Genomic DNA, 20,078 nt, shown 5'->3' on the forward strand with positions numbered 1-20,078 from the left:
GTTCATAATGACTCAATATCTATTGATTTTGATTTTTTTTGAAAAGTTTGTTTTGGAGACTCTATAATCACGACTTTCTTTTTTATATCAGTGTTAAATCCTTCAGTACTATTCTCTACTTTTTTGATTGTAATATAGTGATTTTTGGCATCCTCATATATGTACGGAATAATTCCAATCCCTGTATTCTCTTTCACTCGATTTCCTAAAGTATCAAAAAAATACTTGAGGGCTAATTCCATTCCTTTATATTTGTAACCTTCATCTTTTAAGTCTTTAACTTGCTTCTTCAATAGCATCAAAGGCTTATCTTCACCAAATAATTCAACTATGTAGTCCATTAGAGATTTATAATCATCTTGCTCACGTTTCATTGTTTTAAAGCATAATTCATGATAGTAACGTTTCTGATGTGACACTGAAACATCTTTATCAACTTGTTGCTCGCAGTATGGACATTTGACCATTCTACCCATTTATCAATACACCTCCTAATGATAAAAGGAAGGAGAGTAAGTATATTACCTACCCTCCAATTAAGTTTTTTAATTAATCTTCAATATCTTCAAGTAAATCTGTTAGATCATCTAAAATTACTGCCATTGTTTCAACCTGTCCTTTTGTGCATTCAGTAACTTTAGCATCTACACCAAGATGCTTCTCCACAACCTCTTGTAATTCTTCAAGTTTACCTGCTTTAGTAAGCTGAGTGCCTAGCTTCTTAATTTTTGCCATCAAATCATCATAAACTAACTCTTCTGACTCAAATGATTCTTTTTGTTCTTCGTATGTAACAGCCGTAATACCTTCTTCTTCTTCTTGACGCTCAATCGCTTTAGCAATTACTTTCTCTAGATTTTCTGCTGTAAATTCTTCTAAATATGTATCAATGTAATCAAAACGTGAACGTGCAAAGAATTCATCAGTTTGTGCGAACCAAGCAGATGATTTAATTACTTTTCCATTTTCATCAATCCCGTTCGGAGTCAAGTATGCTACAACATCTGCATTATCACGTACAGGTTGCATACTGCGAGCATCGCCTTTAGGGATGATTTTACCTTCTTTTGTTTCTTGAATATGACCGATAAATAGAAGTGTATATCCTGCTTTCATTAACTTATCAAGCTCACTCCAAAACTCATTCTCATATTCTTTCCACAACCCATATCCGTTGTTGCCATCTCCAATTGTTTCTACTCCATGTTTTTTACATAAATAGTCTTGGCAATACTTGGCAGCGGTGAATACTTCATCAAAAATAATAGTTTGGTATAAATCTTTTGCTCGATCTAATGTTTTAGGATCAGTTAATTGCTTATTAATCTTTTTGAAGTCACTCCATTTATTAATAGGTAGGAAAGGGACACCGCTAATTGCACGAATACCAGCTTCAAATCCAAGATAGTAAGGTTTTTTCATTCGTGTAGCTTGTTTCGTTTTACCAGTAGAATTATCACCGTAAACCAAAATCATTTTTCCGTCTAATCCTTTTGCTACTACTGAAATTTGAGGGTTAAAGATATCGAAAGTTGTCATATTATAAAATTCCTCCATTTACTTATTAGTTTTATTAATATTGAGGAGAGAAACCCTCTCCTCTTTTTATTCAAATTATAATTTTACTTATTAAAATGGAAGGTCATCATCACTGATGTCAATTGTTTTTTCTTCCTTCTTAGGCTTACTTCCAAATCCTTTTTTCTCTTCTTTCTTCGCAGGTTTGTTGCCGTTCTTAGCTTTTTCTTCAGCTTTTTTAATTAAGCCTTCTAAGTATACTTCACGCTCAGTTAATGCTTTACCAATAGCTTTTACATCATATGTATTCACATTTTCTTCTTCGTATGGCTCGGAACCACCTGTGATTAAATACTCACGTACAAAGTTACGTTTAATTTTTTCTTTCGGTTTACCAAAACCAACTGCTTCTTCAATTTTTGTGATTTCAACTTTATTGACAATATCCCCATAAATTTTAACTGTTTGACCTTTTTCGTATGTATCACGAATATATTCTGCACCTTCTCCTTCAGCTACAAATTCAAGTGGAGCAATTCCTCCTCCATACTGAGGAACAAAACCTTTTAATTTAACTCGACCTGTTTCTTCACCTTCACGATCCATTTCTTCGGCTACAGATTGAATAACCATTTCAACTTCAAATTCTGCTTTAGGTTCAAATGTGTCGTTAGCTTGCACACGATTGATAAAGTTTGTTGATAGTTGAGGATGAGTTTTAACCTGTCCATCTCCACCCACATAATCATTAACTCCTAATTGACCTGCTGTAATTCGTACTTTATCAGCTTCATCTCTACCAACTTTAGCAATTGATACATATTCTTCTTTAACTGTTAATAATCCTTTGTAAATGCCATTTTCAGACCCATCTTTCTTTTCTTTCATACTGAACACTCGTAATGTATGTACTGAACCTTCGCTTACTTCAATATCAATTTCTCCACCAATAAATCCACGACCATCAGTAGTATTTCTTGTTTCTAAGCGAACCTCTTGTAACAAACCTTCTACGATTACCTCGTTATCTGCTTGGCGTAAAGTGTTTTCAATTGTCATATGTATAATTCCTCCTATAATATCCATTTTAATTTTATAATTTCATTTAATGAGTACTTCTGATAAAAAATCCATTTTAACTTAAAATTAGTGCTTCAAAACCCTTATTTTTCAATGGTTTTTGGTGGGCTTCTCACCATCAAATCATCACCTTCTACTAATTTATGAAGTTTTGATTCTTAAATCCTCATTCAGTATGTATTTCATGAATTCGTTCTCTTCCCAACCTTCACTATCTCGATAACCTTTCCAGTTGTGAATCCAAACGATGCGATTTCTCTTTTTGTTCACTTTGATCAGTAGATTACCATATTTGTATGTTATAATACTGTTAGTTTCTTTTAACTTAATTGCAAGCTGCACATTTCTCGTTAGCTTCCTTTTTGCATCTGTAAATCCGATTCCCTCATTACCTTTTGTCGTTCTATAAATCTGTAAAGCTGAATGATTTAAATCTAGTAGCTTCATCTCCTCACCACCTGTTCATTTGGTATATACTTATAATACTACATAATTTTATTTATGTAAATAGTTTTATGTAATTTTATTTATTAAATTTTTTAACTTTATTCTTACGATCAACAAACGATAGTGCTGCTAAATACCACATCATCAATAGTACATTTAACGCTACACCGTAAAACTTCACCTTACTCCATACATCAAACCAATTCATGTTTGTCTCCAATCTCATTTAACCTAATCTAGACATATACTCTTTAATTGCAACTCTTCTTCTACTTCTAGCTTTCTCAGTTTCTTCAGAAGGCTTAAATAAACCCTCTTTATTCTGAATCACTTGTCTCATTTTATGTATAGAAATTATACTTAGATTTAATTTAACCAAGTCCTCTATGCTTTTTGCTCCAAGGTACTTGCAAGCTTCTAAATATAGTAGGGTGTCATTATCTCTAGCCTCTGGATGATTCTCTAAGATATTCAAGATCAATACTCTAATATTGTCAAACTCTACTTTTACGCTCATTGTTAATTCACATCCTTCTTAATTGAATCTCATATTTCTCTTTTTATCAATCTTGACCGTTTCTCCATTCCCAATAGTCATATTCATCTTGTTCATCTCTTTTTGTAATATCTACTTTCAACTCTTCATTTTCCTTTTTTAACTCTTTAAATCTTGAAACAAGCCAATTAAATAAACTTTCTTCCAACTCACCATCAAAATCATTGTAATAGCTAATTATTTCACTTAACATTTGCTCATCGTTTAAATTCATTTATGTCACCTCGAATAAAAGAGAATTTTTATTTACTAACCATATCAATCATTTCATCTAATTTCTTTTTGATTTCTACATGGTCTGCTATATCAATACCAAAAATAGGTCTATGTATCAGTTTATATTCGTATAACTGTTCTCTATTTGATAGCGTATCTTTCACATTTATATAGACATAATCTCCATATTTCCAAACTACCTTATATTCAATACCATTCTCTACACCATTTGCTAATTCTTCCACAATACCTCTCTCCTTTATAAAACAAGATTTTTATCTCATAATTTGTTCGAACCGTGTTAGTCCTCATCATCGTAAATGTTATAATCTTCAATATCCTCTTCAATCATCTAACCATGAAAGAAGTTTTCAGAGCCACATTTAGGACATTCAATGTAAGTTACGAATAGACTATCTGTAAGCTCGTAATCACAATCATCACACTTCCAAGGCATCATAATATTCCTCCCTACTTTTTATTAATATCCATGACTTAATAAGAACTGCCGTAATCCGTCTGTAATTTGTTTGTCATTTTCAACTAGTCGTCCACGAATGAAAATATCTCCATTTGGCTCTAATCGCAAAATCTCAATATCTTCTTTACCTTTAAAGAAGATGGTTGGAGCGACAGGTGCTGATAGGGTAGCACTTATTACTTGATCCTTGTTGATAAATAAATCACCTTTCATTTGTTTTTCCTCCTTTCGATTAAAACCAAGAATTTATTTCGATTCTTGAAAATCACTAAACATATATTTCTCAACATATAAATTTTCTGGATCATATGATATATCCAAAACAGCTCCTTTTGTAACTGCTTCCACTAAATTTGTAGATACGCTCATTCTCAAAGATGTATCTCCTTTTTTAAAGGTTACAAAGTTATTACAACCAAAGCGACTACATCCCCCATTTTCGACTTTTACAACCTCAATATTATCTACTTTTATAAGTTTTTCATTATTACCTTGTTCACTGTTACTACAAGCTGCTAATAATGAAGTAGCAAAAAGTAATGTAAGTAATTTTTTCATGACACACCTCTATTCCTATAAAATACTTGTTATATCTTAATCTTTAATTGTCCATTTCCCATCGAAAAATCGACCACTGCATACTGTCCATTTATCACATTCTGCTTTCTTTGTGAACTCCATAGTAGAACCTCTCCAATATGAAACTATTGTTTTACCATCCTGATACGCAGCTATAGCTTCATCTAAAGTTACATAATTAGGAACTATTCTATACATTCTTTCTCTATTAGGTTTAGTTGCATAAAAGTCAAGAAAACATCTATGATGACCATTCTTATCGCAAAAACTAAAATGTCCCTCTTCTGTAACTGTCACATAGCTTTTACCGTCACTACATTCAGCTATTTCACCAACATTTAATTGATCAACCAACTTACCAATAGTTAACCATTCACTCATCTTAATACACTCCCTTTATGTAATTTCATCTAATAAAATCACCATTTTAATCTATAAATTTACTCTTTATTGAATCCTTCAACTAATTTAGCAAACCATTCTCCAAATACCTCCGGGTTATTAATAAGCTTAATTCCTACAAAACCATACAATACAAGCGTGGCGATCATGCTGATAGTTACAAATCCTATCACTGTCATAGCAGCAATCTCAATTTTACTTTTCTTCATGTATCATCCTCCTAGTTAAACAACTTCATAATTCCCCATATAATCAATGCCCAAAACAATATCCCGACAGGAAGCGCAATGAGACACCCCTTAAAAAATTCCATTGAACTCCAACTTCGTGAAACTAGATTCATTAGGATACACCTCTACACCATCGTCATTAACAATACAGAAGCCTTCCTCATTAACTTTATCCACCGTATACAGCTTATTCTCTGTCACCTTATTAACTGTGTCAGTGTAACTTGAAATTAGCGTATCACCTTGTTTAAATTCCATCTTCCTTCCTCCTCTTGTGTTCAGTTAATAATCTAAAACATAAATCATGCAGCCATTCGTCCTTTGGTAAATGGTAGCCCGTTGATCCATCGAAGTCCTCAAATTCTTCATAATAAAACTTCACATTCTTAGATTCTTGAGGATATTTCTGTTGTAATTCACTTAACTCTTTCGACCACTTATCATAAGTATGATCGTCAATGAGGTTCATGTTCATTTGATAATACAAATAGCTATTCACAAGAACCTGTCGTCTTCTCCTTTGTATTAACTCCTCTATTTCATTCATCACCAATCCCCTAACCGCTACTTCTAATTTAAACAAACTATATTCTGACGAGTTTTACTATGTAATAGAGTTAATTAATGATTTCTCCATTTAAGATTGTATTGATCATTTCTTCTTGTAAATCCTCACTAGAGTTAATCAAAGATCCTACTGCAACTCCTGTTATAAATGAAGCTATAGCATTTTTAATGAATAATTCAGAGGCTCCGTAACCTTTTAATGAATCTTTAAACGCTTCGGTTGCTTCTTCTATAAAGCTCATATCAGCACATCCTTATGTAATTTTATTAATCATTCAAATATAACACTCTTAACTCCCATTTCCTTTAATAAACCACTGATTACAGCTTGGTTAAATAAGTTAGCTTGCTTCATTATTTCTTTATTATGTAATATTTCATTTCTAATGCTCTTTTCTGTTGCTATGTAGAAATTCTCTCGTTCCTTTTCATCTAATGCTAACCTAAAGAATCCTTGTGTCTTTTCAAATTTTACTTGATTGTATGGCAATTCTAAGCTAATAAGTGTCGGTTTTCCTAGCTTTAGGTATACAATCCTATTCGTTAAATCGATATGTTTCAATTCAATTTCACTTGTATTTATACCTAACTTAAACTTACCTTTTACTTTAAGTTCTACATGTCTTTCTCCTAGCCAACTGTCATCAACCTGAGTGTCTTTATCTGAAAACTTTTGTTCTAGAGAAACAATTTGTGGGTTCATTTTCAGCTTCCCTAGAACCATTTCTTTATCAATTATATATGTAGAACTTTTTACTTCTTCGGTTTGCTTTATAACTTCCACTTTATTCTGATTTTCCTTATGTAAATTAAGTACGTTAAATGCTAAAAATAAGGCTGCGACTACTAGTAAGGCTTTAATAAGGAATTTTTTGAACGTCCATAACATTCAAATTCCCTCTTTCCTTATTAGTCTTCCGAAAACACCTGCTCGTAATTATCAATCAAATCCCCTAAGATGACTATTGGAATATCTATATCTCGACTCAAAACGTTTATAGTAATCCACATTTCACCATCTGAATTAAAACCATTCCCGACATAAGGCAATTCCTTAACATCTTCATTTAAAAAAGTATTAATATAATCTTTCCTTACCTTTATAAATGAAGGAACGTTTTTCTTTATCCATTTATTCTCTTCAGCAATCCAATTAAACAAGATATCGCCCTCCTTATAAAATTGACCTTTTATTTTCTTTCTAGTTCATTTAAAGTATCTTTTATGTACAAGTAAAGCTCATTAAGACTTGTAAAATGACTGTCTTTATTTAGATAATATCTAAGTTCATTCATCGTCTTCTCGATCTCTTTTAATCGTCCGTAATCATCATAGTCAATTACTTTATTATTTTGACGTGTTAATTGTTCTGTAAAAATACCCACTGGATTACTTAGTTCGTAAACAGTAATACAATCTTCAAACATTCCAGTTCTCAACGCAATGAAATTCTCTTCTTCATCTCTGTATGTAGTCCATTCTTTATTTTCCTCAAATCCTTTTTTAGCTTTTTCTAAAAACAATAACGCCTCTTTTGTAATTTGATTCATTTAATCATCTCTCCTTTTTTATCGAATTCATCTGTTAAAACCTAAATTTTATCTCATTTCTCTCCCAATCGTTTAATTAACTCTGGAACATATTTATGAATTATAGCTTCGTCATAGGTTGAACAAGGGAAACTAGGTTTCGAACAATGTGACAGATAATGTTTAACTGTGTTGATCAAAGTTTCATCTGTTAGCTTCGGAGGCAAATCATCTTGTGCGTAAGAGTTCATTCTCATTGTAGCTCTCATTTCAGGAGTTACACTTCTATCCTCTAACTCGCTAACATGAATTTCTTTCTCACCAATTGAGATGTATTTCTTTTCATATAATTCTTTCTGTTTCTCGTAAAAACTCGCTGGTAATTTGAATCCCATTTATCAATCACCCTTTCTATTTATATCTTTATATTACATAATTTTATTTATATAGTCAACCGAAAATTTCCATAAATTCTCTAATACTTTGATTAAATTTTTCACTTTGTTCTATATTGCTCAAATGTCCGGTATCAGACAATATGACACTTCTTACGTTTTTAATGAACATTCTCATTGTGTATGTATTTATAACAGGTGTGACTTTGTCGTTTGTACTTCCTATAAGTAATGTTGGTACTCTTATCTTATGTAATAATGGAAAATAATTTAATCCAGTAGCAGCATTAGCCGACTCTAAATATGTATCTCTTATTAGAAAAGCATTTCTAGCTTCTTCTCTGTAAGCTTGATTATGTAACCCTCTATCTAACACATGGTCAATTAACGTTCCATCTCGTATATGCCTCTCAGATTCCTTAACTATTCCATACGCAAGTATAGGAGGGACATATGAACACGTATTAGCTAATATTAAGCCTAGAACCATATCTGGACGTTGTTTGTAGACTTCTTGGGCAACGATACCACCTAACGACAATCCGCATATAACAGCCGACTGTATATCTAGATGCTCTAATAGTTTTATAATGTCAGATGCAAAATTTTTAACGGTTAGATTGTAATTTATTTCAGTGCTACCATGACCACGGAGATCAACTGCTATAAGTCTATACTTATCTGATAATTCATGTTGTGGAATCCAAGCTTTCGAATTGCTGCCTAATCCATGTAAAAATACCACTGGCGTTCCTTTACCCAATTCGGTATACGATAACATCAGATAATTCCCCCTTAAGGATATCCTCTAAATATTGTTAAAATCCTCCTCAACATCCCATCATTTTTATGTATATTCACATTTTTTATAATGTCATTCACACTCTTTTGTTCTTTGTATTTATTCAATTGTGCTTCTGCTTTCTTTACTATTTCTTCTTTGCTCATACAGTTCACCACTCATTAAAATCTTACTTTTATATTAATTTTAGATCGACCATTTTATCTTCAATGTATTCTATAGATTGATTAAAAGATTCTAACTCATGAGACTTTCGTCTTTTTAAAGTATAATCCTGTTCAGTTTCTATTTCTTCTTTAAGTTTATTAATTTGAATTCTCATTGCTTTTATTACAACTTCGAATGCTTCTTTTTGAGCCACCCGTTCTTTAATCTTTAACTTTTCTTTTTCACGTTTTTCCTTTTCTATTTGTTCTTTTTTCTGTTTTTCATCTACTTGTTTTTTAAGTTTTTCAAAATACTCATCATTAAGAAATTGCTCAAACGAAAAATATTTATAATGAATTTCATCCCATTTATCTTCACAATAGAATCCTATTTGATTTTCCAAAACTTCATGAATTCCATGTGAGTAAAGGTTATGACCATATTCTTCTGGAGACAATTCACTATTTAAACGAATTAACTCATATCCTCTATCCTCAATAATATTGAAAATTCTATTTAGCGTTTTTAAATCTTCTACTGATATATTTTTCATACTGCACACTCCTTTTAATTTCTAAGTTAAAATTCGTATTTTATACTGCAATCTTCTCCCAACCGAATGAATCACAATAGAAGTAATTGTCGTTTATTTGTACGACATCTGAAACACTCATTGATCTACCAGTGAAATTATCTGGATGACTTATATTAAACATTACAAATAAATCCTCTAACAGTGTATCTATGTTGCTATAATTACCTTCAATTTCTCCTTGATAAACTGAATCATAGTTATCTAGATTTATTTCATTTTCAAGCATATCCTTACTCATATAGCCGAATTCTCTAGTTAGTTCACGTTTAACTTGGAAAATTTCATATTTGCACATGTTTACTCCTCCTTTAAAATCAGCTTTTTAATCGAAAAACTTAGTAAGATCATCAATTTCGTGTTCTGGTTTATTCCACTCTTCCCATTCAGATATCGGCACTTCTCTTGTGATAAAAGCTTTATTTGTCGTAATAACACCATCTTCACCATATTCGAATCCATCTAGATCAATTGTTGCTTCAATTAATACTGCATTGTTTCTGTCTTTATATGTCGATTGAGCAATGGTATCCTTATAATTGAAATACAGTTTTCCATCGGCATAGTCTTCTCTTGAAGCTTTAACTTCTTCTCCAATTTTATATATAAATTTATTTTTATAAAAACTTCTATAAACATCGTCTTCCTTCTTAACAAACTTATAAATTTTCAAACCATTGAAGTAATCACTTCCATCAACCTGTTCACCGTATGTGATAACTTTCGTTTTTCTAAGTAATCCTGTTGATCCAATGCGATAGTTTTCATCATTCTTTTTGATGTATTGGAAAGGTGTTTTAATAATATTGTCAATGATATCGTCAATGCCTCCAAACTCTACAGGTGCAGGTTTAACGAAATAATCTTCACTTAATGAAATATTAGCAATTTTATCTATCGCATATTGTAAATCAAATTCTTCATCTTCGATATCTTCAAATAATTTGTCGTAATTAATTCCGTACATTCCACCAAGTTGATCTTTTAATTCTTCATATGTATTGATATTTAAATTCATGCATGTAAGTATAATTCTAATAAATTCAGGCTTAGAAATTACATATCCCTTCTTCTCATACTTTTGAACACGTAGTAATGATACAATTGGAAAAGCTGTTTCACTATTAAACTTTAAAATACGTTGCGAGTTATGTTTAAGGAAATCTGGATGTAAGATAAATTCTTCTGTAGTAAAATCATATGCTCCCATGCAAACTGTATAATCGAATGTGTCAAAGATATCTTCTGCTGCATTGAAATATTTAAAATGGATTAGTTGCACATTAACTTCTTTGTCTTTCTTTTTATACATGAATTGTGTAGCTTTATTAGTATTTGAAACAATCCAACAACTACTACTCCATACATCTGACAGGAAGTTAATAAGTGAATCTTCATCTCTAAAATAAACGTCAATGTCATTTATATCTTTATTATTGAAAAGACTCGTAACTGTTCCACCTGCAATTATTGCATTATGATGCTTAAATGTATCTATTAGATCTTCACCGAGATAATCATACAATTTATTCTTTTCGAATTTTGTGTTAATGTAATTTCTTTTAAACTGTTCAATACCTTTAGCCACTTCATCTGCTATAAGATTATTAATTGTTTCTACTGTCATGATATTTACTCCTCCTTTTTATACCTCTCGAATACTCCCGTTTACTCGCTTATGCTCCGTTTTTCAACGCTATTTATAGGTTAAAATGTATATTTTAACTTAATAAGTATCTTCAGCTCCACCATTAACTTCAATGGTGATAGTGGCTGTTCCGTTCAAACCACTCATCAAAGGAATACCAGTTCCCGTTTTAACTGTTACACCTGTACCACGCTCATGATTATATGTAAATTTATAAGTTTTTTCATTGAAAATATATCCCTTAATAACATTCGTAAGACCTTCTAGAATTATTTCTTTATCTTGTCTATTCAAATCTCTAAAGCTAGAGGGATCTTGTTTTTCGTATCCATCAACTAATACTTTAAAATATGTTTTTCTATGTACATCTGATTCTTTTATGTAAGATACAACGTAATTAATCGCCTCTTGTAGTTCATCTTCAAATGTTACTGTATTTTTAAAATAACTAATCAACCATTCAATTTTATATAGATACTCTTCTCCTTTTTCTGATTTGATTAATTCAATAGAATTTGCTAATTTGTAAGGTATTTTAATTTTGCTCATTTTAAAACCTCCATTTGTAATTTTATTTATTATAATTCTCAGCAACTTCTCTAATTCTACATTCAATCAAGTAAATATCCTCTTTAGGCACTGAGATACCTTTCTCCCACTTACTTAAGCTTGTTCTTGATATAATCTTTAGCTCATCTGCAAATTTAGTCAAACTTAATCCAGTTGACTTTCTAAGTGATCTGAATAGCTTACCATACTCAGCCATTTCCTCATGTGTTATCTGCATCACGTAATTCCTTTTCATATTACTACCCCTTATGTTAAATTCCATCTCTATAATAGCTATTGTAATCTTCAGATACTTCATTTAAGTTAATTGGCTTATGTGAACCATAACCAACACCAATCTCATATTCATCTTCTGCTATTTTAAACCCGAACATTTCAGCCATTTTCTCAGCTACTCCATCATGGTACTCATATTCCCCATTCATACTTTCAAGTGCTTTATTGTACATTTCTACAAATTGTTTATTCGTGAATTTTGTTTCATGGTAAATAGTTGTATATGAGTAGTCAGAATACTCACCGTTTGAAATTGTGTAAAAATACATATTCAACATCTCCTTTTAAGTTAAAACTTAACTTTTATTCGTTAGATAGTAACCCCTAGAATAATAGGTTTACTTATATCCACATCAAATAATTCATCATCTGCTTCATTTACATTCCCTTCACTTAATTCATTCTGCATATGTTCAGCATCTTCCCATTTTTGATAATAAATTTTACTTACTCTAGGTCTATAACCTGATTCATATTTAGATAGTGTAGTCCAGTCATTATGCTCATAAATTTCTAAATCCCCATATTCATTTTTAATCCGTTGAAGTTTTTCAATCATTTCACTAATTTTCATTCCACTAACCTCCTTATAAAATGCATCTTTTAACGTACCTTTGAACTGCGAATTAACTGTAATAATCTCGCTCCGTAAACTCCTTTACTTCTTTATCAATTTGTTCTTCTGCCTCTTGTCTATTGAATCCTTGATTCATAAAGTGGAGTACACGCTCCCTCTCAAGTCTATTGAGAAGTTCTTTTTGTTGACGCTTCTCTTCTCCCGTTGGAAAAAAGACTTTTCTGAAATCAACCATTTAATCACCTACTTTGTAGTATAAGTCTATACTAACTTAAAACTCTCCTTCTTCATCTTCGATCATGTTAATAACCATCCACCGTGCAGCTTGAATTCTTTCTTCAACGATGTCTAGCGTCCCAATAGTCATTCGTTTATTATCTTGTTCTAAATGTTCCAATGCTTTATAACACTCTTTAATTGCTTTATTGATTTTTTCTTCAGGTGTCACTTTTCTTACCTCACTTACTATTATTCTATATATTTCAAGTATAAATTTACCAAACTTAAAAGTCAATCATTTTATATAATTTTATTTAGTTATTGCATAAAGCTAAACGACTTAATGGTAATCCTACCATCCTTATAATATAGCAGCGTATCATCATTACGTTTGAGTACATTTCTTTCAACCAATGAATAAGGCATTACAATCAATCTATTCTTATCAATCTTACATTTGCCATTATGTACGAAATCTAAATATACTTCCTTCTTATCAACATTAAACTTAATATTAAAGCGATCTCCATATGTAACCCCATGTTCTTTAGCAAGCTTTGACGGTAAAGTTAGTCTAAGACTAAATACACTATTTTCTGAAAGTTTAACTTTATATAGTTTCTGCTGATCTAAGAGCAACTGATAAATATGATTCAATGATGCATCATCGAAACTGTTTATTATACTAGAAGACCATGTTAATGAATTTTTTAAAATATATAGCAAACGTTCTTTTCTCATTTCAGATTCTACAATTGTCATATTTTTACTCCTTTATTCGTAGATTTATAAATATTATCATAATCTTCTTTATACATCCATTTGTAACCACCTGCGGTTTTTTGTCTACCTTTACACACTCTTCGTATTCCATGTGATATAGAAGTCGCTTCTTTTACACTGCTCCATTCTTTTATAAACTCTCCGTTCAAAGATAGTTGAATTACTTTTCTTTCTCTGCTAACTTGTACTTCGGGTAAAGAAAGAAGATAATCCTTATTCTTTTCATAATCCTCTTTATACATCCACAAGAAGCCACCAGATGACTTAAATATCCCTTTACAAACTGCTGGTATATTCTTGGCGTTCGTTGCTATTCTAGCAGCTTCCATACTTTCAAATTCATTTATAAATTCTCTTTTTGGTGACAATTGAACCACTTTCTTAGATTTCTTTTTACCGTTTATTTTACCGTTAATCGACCTAGCTTTACTGCTTACTTTTTTAGGATCATAATCACACCAACCTAATTCAGCACCTTGTTTTAAATACCTTAAAGCAGTACCTTTACCTATTGATAGTTTATTTTTTATTTCCGATGTGCTTTTAACCCCTTCATTCCATAAGTCACAAGCCGCTTTCACCATTGAATTACAAGCATACTCATGACATTTCAACCAATCAATTTCATTTAAATTTAACAAAACTGATAAATCGCTTGACATTATATTGCTTTTTATGTATTCGATACTAGATTCTCTGCAATCAATGATAATATAATGTTGAATTCCGTTATTGATAGCTAACTCTTTTTTGATTAAATCATTTTTCCTTTCTTCTTCAAGAGTTTTACCTCCATTGTGATACTCAAAACCACCATCATAATGTTGTTTACCATGAGTTTCAACGATGCAATTCAATGAAGGTATATAAAAATCGTATCTTTTCTTACTATTATTAACTTTCGACCATTCAAATGTTTTTTCTTTTTTATGTTCAATATTAATTTGATCTAACATACTAGCCATAAATTTCTCAGGATAACTCACAGCATCTGAACATTTCGGACAAACAAATCCATATTTTCTAATGTGGTTGATTATTTTTTCAGATTCATAGCCACATTTATCACACTTTAATATTTCTAATGATTTACTGTGTGTAGAAAGTACTTCATAACCACGTTCTTTGTTTTTAAGCAACTTCGCTATCTCAGGGTGAGTAGTCCATAAACAGTTGGTATGATTAACCTTTCTTCCTATACAATAAGGGCAATTTCCACCAGATGATCTATAAGCTGGTTGCATAACGAACTCACTTTTACATTTGTTGCATATCCATAGGTATTCATCAGTAGTACAGTAATTTATATTTTCTGGTTTTTTATCATTTTTATCACTGAACTCCTCTAATAGATATTCTTTGTTATTTGTTTTAGCAAAATAATCAAGAGACTTTTCATACGGTACATTTTCTTTTCTGTTGATCCCATTTTTCAACATTGCACATTTTCTACATCTGTCTATTCCGTCCCCTTTATTTCTATTAGCCATAAGGGACGCATATGCAATTTCCCCAATGTGTTTTCCACACTCATCACATATTTTAGTTACCAATGTGCTACTTCTTCTAGGTAAGTCAGTTACTTTGACTAAAATTTTAGTTCCTTTCTTTACATTCAATCTACCTTTTCTATCTTTTTGCCTAGGGATCGTATAACCTATTTCTTCGTAGTGTTTAATATTCATTCCAGAAGCTTCTACTAATATTTCTTTTTCCAATATAGCCATTAACTTACTCATCTCCTCCTTCTAACAAAATATAAACTTTATCCCACTACCAATATATCACATAATTTTATTTATGTAAACCATTAAAATTAGTCACCTCAGTATACTTCTTATTCAGAAAATTCTAAGATGACTAATTCTAGTTTGATTCAAAGTTAAATCAAGTTTAACATATTACCATTGATAACGAATTTAAAATGTGATATTATTGTGTCATAAAATAATTTAATGTGATTTCTATCACTACATGGGTTGCCGCCCAAATAGTAATTTTGGATGCTAAGTTTTACTTAGTGTCTTTTTTTTATCTGCTAGTAAATCTTCGTCTATAATTTGTATATTTTCTTCTTCATCTTCAATAGATATCCATCGAAAACTATGATCGAGCACTCTACCTTTACACTCTCCATCAACTACTTTTAAATCGACATTTTGAAACTGTAAAGCAAATTCGTTAAACTTATTTATAAACTCTAATGCGTCCTTCTTATTCCCCTTCAAGTATGTATCAAAGTTAATTGTAACCTCTCCAGTTAATCTATACGTTTCCATTGTATCATTCTCCCTTGTTAAATATTATAATTTATACACTTCTTTTTTACTAATGTTTTTATGAAAATAAGCCTTGATTTTTTACATTGTATCGAACCTTCTCTCAAAACAAGAACATCAGTTCTTATTTATTATACCCTTATTTTCCTATATTGGCTATCATTATATTATTTTTTTTAAATAAATAAAATTACTTGAAAATATAGTTAAATGGGTTCATATCCATTTTCAAAGCTGATAAAAGAAGTAGTACTCCTGATAAAATAAGTATTGCCATCAGAATAATAATTACATTTCTAATTATCCGAATTCTTTTTGTATCATGCTTGAATATATATTTACCTTTTCCTCTATCAAAAAAGGAAAGAAGTATTATATCATATACTTGCATAAGATTCTCAGGTCTTACGACTAATAACCTTTTACCGTTATTTCTATCCACTCTCATAACTTCACCTTCTTCTATATCATAGTCTATTTTTATTTTTTTCTTATAAAGGTAATAGATTAGATACGTACCTGCTATGAAACCTAGGGAGGAAAAGGAGAAAGCAATAATAAGGTGATCACTGAAGTGCTCCCAAAATGGCTCATTATCCATCATGAGTTCTTGATTTCTCAAAATCTCTTCTTGATTCTCAATCATTCGTTGACGCTGCTCATTCATTGTATAATACTTCCTTTCTTAATTATCTTCTTCTGATATCTTTTTATACCAATATACTAATTTGTTATAAAATTGCTCTTTCTTTTCGTAGCTCAATGATTGATCGTTGTTTAACTCCGATAAGGCTTTTGCTAAACTAGGGTGAGCGTAAATTTCTTTTCTTGCTGATAGAGGTAATTTATTAAACGCAACAAATAAATCATCTTCATTTAAATTAAAAATTTCAGCAAGCTGAATAATTTTATCATCAGATGGATTTGATTTAGTACCTTTTTCAATTTCACTTATATAATTAGTTGATACCCCAACTTTACTTGCTATGTCGCTAAGTGTCATTCTTTTCTCTAGTCTTTTCAATCTAAGAAAATCACCCACATTCACCTTCATCATATGTGTTTCACCACCTTTTTTCCTAGTGTACCACACATGTTTTAACTTTCAACCAATGGATTATTTTTTCATCTAACAGATTAACACATATTAAACAAAAGCAACCTATATCCTTTTACCTATATTAATACTTTCTTATTTGAACAATATTTGTTAAACTATATAAGCTGTTCTTTTTAATTAAGGAGGTTTCCGATGATTGAAATTCAACTCGGAAAATGCCTACTATTTGATTTATTAAAGAAGCGTGGCTGGACGCAAATTGCTCTTAGTGATAAAACAGGTATCAAAAAGTCTCAAATATCTGCTTATATCCACAATAAACAATTCATGTCATTAAAGACTGCAATTCTCATCGCTTCTGTTTTAGACTGTCATGTTGATGACCTTTATGAATATCAGATTGTCGAAGATCAATAGTAGGTATGGGTTAGGGATTTCTCCTTAGCCTCCTCACGAGTTCATTATGTAATGAACATTTAGTAATAGGATAATATTACATCAATTTTACAAAGATGTCATTGTCTACTTTTGTCGAATTATGTCATAATTTTTAAGTGAGTTTGTGAATTCTATATCGGATTCAATCGCAATCCCTTGGTAAACAAAGGTTTTTAACCCAATATACAGTTCACAAACTTCCAATATTTTTTATTTGAAAACTTGGAAATGTTATAATTTTATTTATTTAGTATGTATTATTAAACCCCTAAGCACAGGGATTTAATGAATTATGTTCCGTTTGTTGAGATTATTACATAAATATTTCAGGATATAGTTCTTTTAAATTATCTATTGTTACCACAGATTTAATAGGCGTTAAATTGTAATCAAGTGTATTATTTATCTTAACTTTTGTAGCATTGAATCTTTCTGCTATCTCAGTTAATTGCACTTTCTCCAGTTCTCCATCTCTAACGTATAAATCTTTAGCCATTTTCAACATGCCAGATTTCATGATATTCTTCGCATTAAGGTACGGGTATTCCAACATCTTGCTAACTGTTGCTAACCTTCTATAAATTAAATGTTTATCTGCTCTCTCTAAATTAATAGCTCTATTTCTCACAGATTTAACAACATAGTTATTTTCTAATAATTCTATGCCTTTATTTTTACCTTTTCCTTCTCCATTTTTAAAATGATAATAAGATTCTCCAGATGCTTTCTGAATAAACTCTAAACAGCGTTTATCTTCATCTTTAATCTCTAATGTTCTTTCTCCTTTTTTATCGTCTTTAAGATGTAAAATACCCTTTTCAAAGTCAACATCATCTTCTTGTAAATTTAACAACTCAGATAACCCGTCACCTTCAACACCTTCAAACAACATCCTAATGACTACTTTATCTTGATAATTTATAAGCTTATCTTCCATTTCAATAATTTCTTCTTCTGAATAAAGTAGTTTTAAATCCTTATCAATATATTTATCAAAATGATCAATAGGCTCGCCATTTAAAGAGCTTACATTACCTGTTCTATAATGCTCAATAGCCCAATCTATATAATAATTAATAAATCTTCCGTAAGTTCTTGCTGAATTAGTGGTTTTTGGGTTTATTTCATACATAATAGTACCGATTTCTTCAAGTGTAAAATCGTATAAGTCCTTTTTCAACATGTCTTCTGTTTCAGCACTCTTTAAAAATAAATGTCTCATTGTATCTTGGGTAGCTTCGTTGTTATATTCGTTTAAAAACTCTTCTTTAATATTCTCATTGTACAGCATGTCATTTGCCCTCCATTTTTAGTCCAATCCATTTACAACTCTAAACCCCTGAAAAACTTCTTCACATTATTTTTTGCAGTAGGAGAAAGTCTTCCTTCTACATCAAGAATATTCACCATAGTCCAATCTACATTGTTTCTGTCAAAATCAATATTATTTACAATCTTTTTAAGTTTACTTAAAGGCATTCCTTCTTCTTTCATTCTTTTAGCTAAGACTACATATCCACCAAACATAATATTTTCACTCATTAAAGAATTATTTTCCTCATCTTTAATAAACTCATTTGGGTAGGAACCAATTAAAAGATCAAAGAACTCTGTTAGATACTCTCCTACTTCCATAGCATCCATCTTAGTTTTCATGTTGAACTCTTCTTCGATTGTATCTGCAAGTGTATTATAAGAAACTAACTCTCCCACTTTAGAGTGTATTCTATTCGTTTGAGATATCTTCCCTCTTAAATCAGATTCTCTTTGTAGTTGTCTAACAACCAAGTCAGACTTTCTAGAAGCTTCTAAAGCCTCAATGTGAGTCTTATTAATTTCATTGATTTTCGAAATTTGGGCGAGATGTTTCTGGGCTTGTTTAATATTAAAATTTTTAATTGCTACTTGGAATACTTGATTAATTTCTGGATCTTTCTTAAGAGCATTTAATGCACCTGTTATACGATGGAATCCATCTACGATATCAAGGAAAGTTCCTTCATGAACAGATAGCTGCATCTTTTTAGCATCATAAGTCAACTCTTCCCCATCATCGGATGTACCAACAAGTGCATTAATAGTAATTGTAGTAGTTTCTAATTCATTATTTAATGCACTCTCTTCGATTTCTTTTACTGATTTACTATTTACATTGATACCTCTTTGCATAGTATTATTTCTCTTTATTCTAATATGCTCACGTTGAGTATCAAAATTATATCTTAATAATTGATTGTCCATCAACTTTTTAATGAAGTGTATATCCCATATTGTTATATAATTTTCTGAGTCAATCATAATTACTTTATCTAAAATAATCGGAAATTTAACTTCTTCAAATTCTCTAGCTAGAGAATAGTCAAAAGTTTTAGCTTGTTTTAATTCTGTTGTAGTAAAGTATACATCAGGTTTAATATTATCTTCTAAAGTTACAATATAAATTTCTTGGGTTAATAAACAAAGAATCCTTAAGTCTAACTCAGGTAATTTATCTTCTGTATCGTGAAAATAACTTTGTATTTCCCCCGGTGTAAAATTATATTCTTTCATTCCTTGTTTAATCTTTTTTACTTTTGGTTTATCATATTTAACCTTATTAATTACTTCAATAAGATTAGATTCTAATAATCCTCTCTCTTTTAACATATATATAACACCTCTTTTATAAGTATTGATAGTAAATTTAT

At 30.7% G+C, this 20,078-nt stretch carries 38 protein-coding genes; 1 reads left to right on the forward strand and 37 read right to left on the reverse strand.

All coding sequences use genetic code 11. The features are described from left to right. Positions 1 to 2: 2 nt before the first annotated feature. The 35 genes from BAOM_RS13735 to BAOM_RS13885 all read right to left on the reverse strand — a co-directional run bounded on the left by BAOM_RS13735 (position 3) and on the right by BAOM_RS13885 (position 16,950). Positions 3 to 476, reverse strand: a complete 474-nt coding sequence (locus BAOM_RS13735; RefSeq protein ID WP_127760735.1) for a hypothetical protein — start codon at positions 474 to 476, stop codon at positions 3 to 5. 73 nt (positions 477 to 549) lie between these two features. Then, positions 550 to 1,539 carry an ATP-binding protein gene (locus tag BAOM_RS13740; protein ID WP_127760736.1) on the reverse strand — a complete coding sequence of 330 codons (990 nt, stop codon included), beginning with the start codon at positions 1,537 to 1,539 and terminating at the stop codon, positions 550 to 552. A 90-nt stretch (positions 1,540 to 1,629) separates the two neighbouring features. Further along, positions 1,630 to 2,577 (reverse strand): hypothetical protein, encoded by a 948-nt coding sequence (locus BAOM_RS13745; protein ID WP_127760737.1) that lies wholly within the window; start codon positions 2,575 to 2,577, stop codon positions 1,630 to 1,632. Between the two features lie 162 nt (positions 2,578 to 2,739). Continuing rightward, positions 2,740 to 3,045 (reverse strand): hypothetical protein, encoded by a 306-nt coding sequence (locus tag BAOM_RS13750; RefSeq protein ID WP_127760738.1) that lies wholly within the window; start codon positions 3,043 to 3,045, stop codon positions 2,740 to 2,742. 76 nt (positions 3,046 to 3,121) lie between these two features. After that, the gene (locus BAOM_RS25140; protein WP_257467323.1) at positions 3,122 to 3,253 is read right to left on the reverse strand and encodes a hypothetical protein; all 132 of its coding nucleotides are present in this window, start codon (positions 3,251 to 3,253) and stop codon (positions 3,122 to 3,124) included. Between the two features lie 18 nt (positions 3,254 to 3,271). Continuing rightward, positions 3,272 to 3,562: a hypothetical protein gene (locus BAOM_RS13755; RefSeq protein WP_127760739.1), complete on the reverse strand. Its 291-nt coding sequence runs from the start codon at positions 3,560 to 3,562 to the stop codon at positions 3,272 to 3,274. Positions 3,563 to 3,608: 46 nt separating this feature from the next. Continuing rightward, complete coding sequence (locus BAOM_RS13760) at positions 3,609 to 3,815, reverse strand: hypothetical protein (protein ID WP_127760740.1); 207 nt, start codon at positions 3,813 to 3,815, stop codon at positions 3,609 to 3,611. Between the two features lie 28 nt (positions 3,816 to 3,843). Continuing rightward, complete coding sequence (locus BAOM_RS13765) at positions 3,844 to 4,062, reverse strand: hypothetical protein (RefSeq protein ID WP_127760741.1); 219 nt, start codon at positions 4,060 to 4,062, stop codon at positions 3,844 to 3,846. A gap of 236 nt (positions 4,063 to 4,298) precedes the next feature. Next, on the reverse strand, positions 4,299 to 4,511 hold the full coding sequence (locus tag BAOM_RS13770) for a hypothetical protein (RefSeq protein ID WP_127760742.1): 213 nt from the start codon (positions 4,509 to 4,511) through the stop codon (positions 4,299 to 4,301). Positions 4,512 to 4,544: 33 nt separating this feature from the next. Beyond that, complete coding sequence (locus tag BAOM_RS13775; RefSeq protein WP_127760743.1) at positions 4,545 to 4,856, reverse strand: hypothetical protein; 312 nt, start codon at positions 4,854 to 4,856, stop codon at positions 4,545 to 4,547. A 36-nt stretch (positions 4,857 to 4,892) separates the two neighbouring features. Then, on the reverse strand, positions 4,893 to 5,258 hold the full coding sequence (locus tag BAOM_RS13780; protein ID WP_127760744.1) for a hypothetical protein: 366 nt from the start codon (positions 5,256 to 5,258) through the stop codon (positions 4,893 to 4,895). A gap of 59 nt (positions 5,259 to 5,317) precedes the next feature. Next, positions 5,318 to 5,488, reverse strand: a complete 171-nt coding sequence (locus BAOM_RS24450) for a hypothetical protein (protein ID WP_164853226.1) — start codon at positions 5,486 to 5,488, stop codon at positions 5,318 to 5,320. A 90-nt stretch (positions 5,489 to 5,578) separates the two neighbouring features. After that, complete coding sequence (locus BAOM_RS13785) at positions 5,579 to 5,767, reverse strand: hypothetical protein (protein ID WP_127760745.1); 189 nt, start codon at positions 5,765 to 5,767, stop codon at positions 5,579 to 5,581. Then, positions 5,757 to 6,056, reverse strand: a complete 300-nt coding sequence (locus BAOM_RS13790; protein WP_257467324.1) for a DNA ligase LigA-related protein — start codon at positions 6,054 to 6,056, stop codon at positions 5,757 to 5,759. The genes BAOM_RS13785 and BAOM_RS13790 overlap by 11 nt, the downstream gene beginning before the upstream one ends. Positions 6,057 to 6,126: 70 nt before the next feature. Beyond that, a complete protein-coding gene (locus BAOM_RS13795; protein WP_127760747.1) occupies positions 6,127 to 6,318 on the reverse strand; it encodes a hypothetical protein in 192 nt (63 codons plus the stop codon). Positions 6,319 to 6,347: 29 nt separating this feature from the next. Further along, the gene (locus tag BAOM_RS13800) at positions 6,348 to 6,965 is read right to left on the reverse strand and encodes a DUF4230 domain-containing protein (protein WP_127760748.1); all 618 of its coding nucleotides are present in this window, start codon (positions 6,963 to 6,965) and stop codon (positions 6,348 to 6,350) included. A 20-nt stretch (positions 6,966 to 6,985) separates the two neighbouring features. Next, positions 6,986 to 7,237: a hypothetical protein gene (locus tag BAOM_RS13805; protein ID WP_127760749.1), complete on the reverse strand. Its 252-nt coding sequence runs from the start codon at positions 7,235 to 7,237 to the stop codon at positions 6,986 to 6,988. Between the two features lie 29 nt (positions 7,238 to 7,266). Further along, on the reverse strand, positions 7,267 to 7,626 hold the full coding sequence (locus BAOM_RS13810; protein ID WP_127760750.1) for a hypothetical protein: 360 nt from the start codon (positions 7,624 to 7,626) through the stop codon (positions 7,267 to 7,269). A gap of 53 nt (positions 7,627 to 7,679) precedes the next feature. Further along, on the reverse strand, positions 7,680 to 8,000 hold the full coding sequence (locus BAOM_RS13815) for a hypothetical protein (protein ID WP_127760751.1): 321 nt from the start codon (positions 7,998 to 8,000) through the stop codon (positions 7,680 to 7,682). A 55-nt stretch (positions 8,001 to 8,055) separates the two neighbouring features. Further along, positions 8,056 to 8,781, reverse strand: a complete 726-nt coding sequence (locus BAOM_RS13820) for an alpha/beta fold hydrolase (protein WP_127760752.1) — start codon at positions 8,779 to 8,781, stop codon at positions 8,056 to 8,058. Between the two features lie 14 nt (positions 8,782 to 8,795). Then, the gene (locus tag BAOM_RS24455) at positions 8,796 to 8,948 is read right to left on the reverse strand and encodes a hypothetical protein (RefSeq protein WP_164853227.1); all 153 of its coding nucleotides are present in this window, start codon (positions 8,946 to 8,948) and stop codon (positions 8,796 to 8,798) included. Positions 8,949 to 8,977: 29 nt separating this feature from the next. Beyond that, on the reverse strand, positions 8,978 to 9,502 hold the full coding sequence (locus BAOM_RS13825; RefSeq protein ID WP_127760753.1) for a hypothetical protein: 525 nt from the start codon (positions 9,500 to 9,502) through the stop codon (positions 8,978 to 8,980). 40 nt (positions 9,503 to 9,542) lie between these two features. Next, the gene (locus tag BAOM_RS13830) at positions 9,543 to 9,839 is read right to left on the reverse strand and encodes a YodL domain-containing protein (RefSeq protein WP_127760754.1); all 297 of its coding nucleotides are present in this window, start codon (positions 9,837 to 9,839) and stop codon (positions 9,543 to 9,545) included. Positions 9,840 to 9,866: 27 nt separating this feature from the next. Then, on the reverse strand, positions 9,867 to 11,168 hold the full coding sequence (locus BAOM_RS13835) for a Gabija anti-defense Gad2 family protein (RefSeq protein WP_257467327.1): 1,302 nt from the start codon (positions 11,166 to 11,168) through the stop codon (positions 9,867 to 9,869). A 99-nt stretch (positions 11,169 to 11,267) separates the two neighbouring features. After that, positions 11,268 to 11,738: a hypothetical protein gene (locus BAOM_RS13840; protein WP_127760755.1), complete on the reverse strand. Its 471-nt coding sequence runs from the start codon at positions 11,736 to 11,738 to the stop codon at positions 11,268 to 11,270. A 22-nt stretch (positions 11,739 to 11,760) separates the two neighbouring features. Further along, positions 11,761 to 11,994 carry a helix-turn-helix domain-containing protein gene (locus tag BAOM_RS13845; protein WP_164853228.1) on the reverse strand — a complete coding sequence of 78 codons (234 nt, stop codon included), beginning with the start codon at positions 11,992 to 11,994 and terminating at the stop codon, positions 11,761 to 11,763. Between the two features lie 16 nt (positions 11,995 to 12,010). Continuing rightward, entirely contained in the window at positions 12,011 to 12,304 is a 294-nt protein-coding gene (locus BAOM_RS13850; protein WP_127760757.1) for a hypothetical protein, read from the reverse strand. 41 nt (positions 12,305 to 12,345) lie between these two features. Further along, complete coding sequence (locus BAOM_RS13855; RefSeq protein ID WP_127760758.1) at positions 12,346 to 12,609, reverse strand: hypothetical protein; 264 nt, start codon at positions 12,607 to 12,609, stop codon at positions 12,346 to 12,348. Positions 12,610 to 12,661: 52 nt separating this feature from the next. After that, positions 12,662 to 12,847 carry a hypothetical protein gene (locus BAOM_RS13860; RefSeq protein WP_127760759.1) on the reverse strand — a complete coding sequence of 62 codons (186 nt, stop codon included), beginning with the start codon at positions 12,845 to 12,847 and terminating at the stop codon, positions 12,662 to 12,664. Between the two features lie 36 nt (positions 12,848 to 12,883). Next, positions 12,884 to 13,060 (reverse strand): hypothetical protein, encoded by a 177-nt coding sequence (locus tag BAOM_RS24460; protein WP_164853229.1) that lies wholly within the window; start codon positions 13,058 to 13,060, stop codon positions 12,884 to 12,886. An 89-nt stretch (positions 13,061 to 13,149) separates the two neighbouring features. Further along, positions 13,150 to 13,593 (reverse strand): hypothetical protein, encoded by a 444-nt coding sequence (locus BAOM_RS13865; protein WP_127760760.1) that lies wholly within the window; start codon positions 13,591 to 13,593, stop codon positions 13,150 to 13,152. After that, the gene (locus BAOM_RS13870; protein WP_127760761.1) at positions 13,590 to 15,353 is read right to left on the reverse strand and encodes a zinc-ribbon domain-containing protein; all 1,764 of its coding nucleotides are present in this window, start codon (positions 15,351 to 15,353) and stop codon (positions 13,590 to 13,592) included. The genes BAOM_RS13865 and BAOM_RS13870 overlap by 4 nt, the downstream gene beginning before the upstream one ends. 267 nt (positions 15,354 to 15,620) lie before the next feature. After that, the gene (locus BAOM_RS13875; protein ID WP_127760762.1) at positions 15,621 to 15,893 is read right to left on the reverse strand and encodes a hypothetical protein; all 273 of its coding nucleotides are present in this window, start codon (positions 15,891 to 15,893) and stop codon (positions 15,621 to 15,623) included. A gap of 190 nt (positions 15,894 to 16,083) precedes the next feature. Beyond that, entirely contained in the window at positions 16,084 to 16,560 is a 477-nt protein-coding gene (locus BAOM_RS13880) for a hypothetical protein (RefSeq protein WP_127760763.1), read from the reverse strand. An 18-nt stretch (positions 16,561 to 16,578) separates the two neighbouring features. Further along, on the reverse strand, positions 16,579 to 16,950 hold the full coding sequence (locus BAOM_RS13885; RefSeq protein WP_127760764.1) for a helix-turn-helix domain-containing protein: 372 nt from the start codon (positions 16,948 to 16,950) through the stop codon (positions 16,579 to 16,581). A 195-nt stretch (positions 16,951 to 17,145) separates the two neighbouring features. Between BAOM_RS13885 and BAOM_RS13890 the strand changes: the two genes are divergently transcribed. Continuing rightward, positions 17,146 to 17,370 carry a helix-turn-helix domain-containing protein gene (locus BAOM_RS13890; protein WP_127760765.1) on the forward strand — a complete coding sequence of 75 codons (225 nt, stop codon included), beginning with the start codon at positions 17,146 to 17,148 and terminating at the stop codon, positions 17,368 to 17,370. 334 nt (positions 17,371 to 17,704) lie between these two features. Here the strand turns inward: BAOM_RS13890 and BAOM_RS13895 are convergent, their stop codons facing one another. Together BAOM_RS13895 and BAOM_RS13900 are read right to left on the reverse strand one after the other, a co-directional pair. Then, complete coding sequence (locus BAOM_RS13895) at positions 17,705 to 18,682, reverse strand: phage lytic cycle repressor MrpR family protein (RefSeq protein ID WP_127760766.1); 978 nt, start codon at positions 18,680 to 18,682, stop codon at positions 17,705 to 17,707. A gap of 32 nt (positions 18,683 to 18,714) precedes the next feature. Further along, positions 18,715 to 20,037, reverse strand: coding sequence for a DNA sulfur modification protein DndB (locus BAOM_RS13900; RefSeq protein ID WP_127760767.1), 1,323 nt, complete (start codon positions 20,035 to 20,037; stop codon positions 18,715 to 18,717). Positions 20,038 to 20,078: the final 41 nt, after the last annotated feature.

This window comes from Peribacillus asahii, from assembly GCF_004006295.1.
Taxonomy (GTDB): Bacteria; Bacillota; Bacilli; order Bacillales; family DSM-1321; genus Peribacillus; species Peribacillus asahii_A.

Coding starts and splice junctions, on each gene's coding strand:
- BAOM_RS13735 (WP_127760735.1), bottom strand. CDS start 476: ATGGGTAGAATGGTCAAATGTCCATACTGCGAGCAACAAGTTGATAAA.
- BAOM_RS13740 (WP_127760736.1), bottom strand. CDS start 1,539: ATGACAACTTTCGATATCTTTAACCCTCAAATTTCAGTAGTAGCAAAA.
- BAOM_RS13745 (WP_127760737.1), bottom strand. CDS start 2,577: ATGACAATTGAAAACACTTTACGCCAAGCAGATAACGAGGTAATCGTA.
- BAOM_RS13750 (WP_127760738.1), bottom strand. CDS start 3,045: ATGAAGCTACTAGATTTAAATCATTCAGCTTTACAGATTTATAGAACG.
- BAOM_RS25140 (WP_257467323.1), bottom strand. CDS start 3,253: ATGAATTGGTTTGATGTATGGAGTAAGGTGAAGTTTTACGGTGTAGCG.
- BAOM_RS13755 (WP_127760739.1), bottom strand. CDS start 3,562: ATGAGCGTAAAAGTAGAGTTTGACAATATTAGAGTATTGATCTTGAAT.
- BAOM_RS13760 (WP_127760740.1), bottom strand. CDS start 3,815: ATGAATTTAAACGATGAGCAAATGTTAAGTGAAATAATTAGCTATTAC.
- BAOM_RS13770 (WP_127760742.1), bottom strand. CDS start 4,511: ATGAAAGGTGATTTATTTATCAACAAGGATCAAGTAATAAGTGCTACC.
- BAOM_RS13775 (WP_127760743.1), bottom strand. CDS start 4,856: ATGAAAAAATTACTTACATTACTTTTTGCTACTTCATTATTAGCAGCT.
- BAOM_RS13780 (WP_127760744.1), bottom strand. CDS start 5,258: ATGAGTGAATGGTTAACTATTGGTAAGTTGGTTGATCAATTAAATGTT.
- BAOM_RS24450 (WP_164853226.1), bottom strand. CDS start 5,488: ATGAAGAAAAGTAAAATTGAGATTGCTGCTATGACAGTGATAGGATTT.
- BAOM_RS13785 (WP_127760745.1), bottom strand. CDS start 5,767: ATGGAATTTAAACAAGGTGATACGCTAATTTCAAGTTACACTGACACA.
- BAOM_RS13790 (WP_257467324.1), bottom strand. CDS start 6,056: ATGAATGAAATAGAGGAGTTAATACAAAGGAGAAGACGACAGGTTCTT.
- BAOM_RS13795 (WP_127760747.1), bottom strand. CDS start 6,318: ATGAGCTTTATAGAAGAAGCAACCGAAGCGTTTAAAGATTCATTAAAA.
- BAOM_RS13800 (WP_127760748.1), bottom strand. CDS start 6,965: ATGTTATGGACGTTCAAAAAATTCCTTATTAAAGCCTTACTAGTAGTC.
- BAOM_RS13810 (WP_127760750.1), bottom strand. CDS start 7,626: ATGAATCAAATTACAAAAGAGGCGTTATTGTTTTTAGAAAAAGCTAAA.
- BAOM_RS13815 (WP_127760751.1), bottom strand. CDS start 8,000: ATGGGATTCAAATTACCAGCGAGTTTTTACGAGAAACAGAAAGAATTA.
- BAOM_RS13820 (WP_127760752.1), bottom strand. CDS start 8,781: ATGTTATCGTATACCGAATTGGGTAAAGGAACGCCAGTGGTATTTTTA.
- BAOM_RS24455 (WP_164853227.1), bottom strand. CDS start 8,948: ATGAGCAAAGAAGAAATAGTAAAGAAAGCAGAAGCACAATTGAATAAA.
- BAOM_RS13825 (WP_127760753.1), bottom strand. CDS start 9,502: ATGAAAAATATATCAGTAGAAGATTTAAAAACGCTAAATAGAATTTTC.
- BAOM_RS13830 (WP_127760754.1), bottom strand. CDS start 9,839: ATGTGCAAATATGAAATTTTCCAAGTTAAACGTGAACTAACTAGAGAA.
- BAOM_RS13835 (WP_257467327.1), bottom strand. CDS start 11,168: ATGACAGTAGAAACAATTAATAATCTTATAGCAGATGAAGTGGCTAAA.
- BAOM_RS13840 (WP_127760755.1), bottom strand. CDS start 11,738: ATGAGCAAAATTAAAATACCTTACAAATTAGCAAATTCTATTGAATTA.
- BAOM_RS13845 (WP_164853228.1), bottom strand. CDS start 11,994: ATGAAAAGGAATTACGTGATGCAGATAACACATGAGGAAATGGCTGAG.
- BAOM_RS13850 (WP_127760757.1), bottom strand. CDS start 12,304: ATGTATTTTTACACAATTTCAAACGGTGAGTATTCTGACTACTCATAT.
- BAOM_RS13855 (WP_127760758.1), bottom strand. CDS start 12,609: ATGAAAATTAGTGAAATGATTGAAAAACTTCAACGGATTAAAAATGAA.
- BAOM_RS13860 (WP_127760759.1), bottom strand. CDS start 12,847: ATGGTTGATTTCAGAAAAGTCTTTTTTCCAACGGGAGAAGAGAAGCGT.
- BAOM_RS13865 (WP_127760760.1), bottom strand. CDS start 13,593: ATGACAATTGTAGAATCTGAAATGAGAAAAGAACGTTTGCTATATATT.
- BAOM_RS13870 (WP_127760761.1), bottom strand. CDS start 15,353: ATGAGTAAGTTAATGGCTATATTGGAAAAAGAAATATTAGTAGAAGCT.
- BAOM_RS13875 (WP_127760762.1), bottom strand. CDS start 15,893: ATGGAAACGTATAGATTAACTGGAGAGGTTACAATTAACTTTGATACA.
- BAOM_RS13880 (WP_127760763.1), bottom strand. CDS start 16,560: ATGAATGAGCAGCGTCAACGAATGATTGAGAATCAAGAAGAGATTTTG.
- BAOM_RS13885 (WP_127760764.1), bottom strand. CDS start 16,950: ATGATGAAGGTGAATGTGGGTGATTTTCTTAGATTGAAAAGACTAGAG.
- BAOM_RS13890 (WP_127760765.1), top strand. CDS start 17,146: ATGATTGAAATTCAACTCGGAAAATGCCTACTATTTGATTTATTAAAG.
- BAOM_RS13895 (WP_127760766.1), bottom strand. CDS start 18,682: ATGCTGTACAATGAGAATATTAAAGAAGAGTTTTTAAACGAATATAAC.
- BAOM_RS13900 (WP_127760767.1), bottom strand. CDS start 20,037: ATGTTAAAAGAGAGAGGATTATTAGAATCTAATCTTATTGAAGTAATT.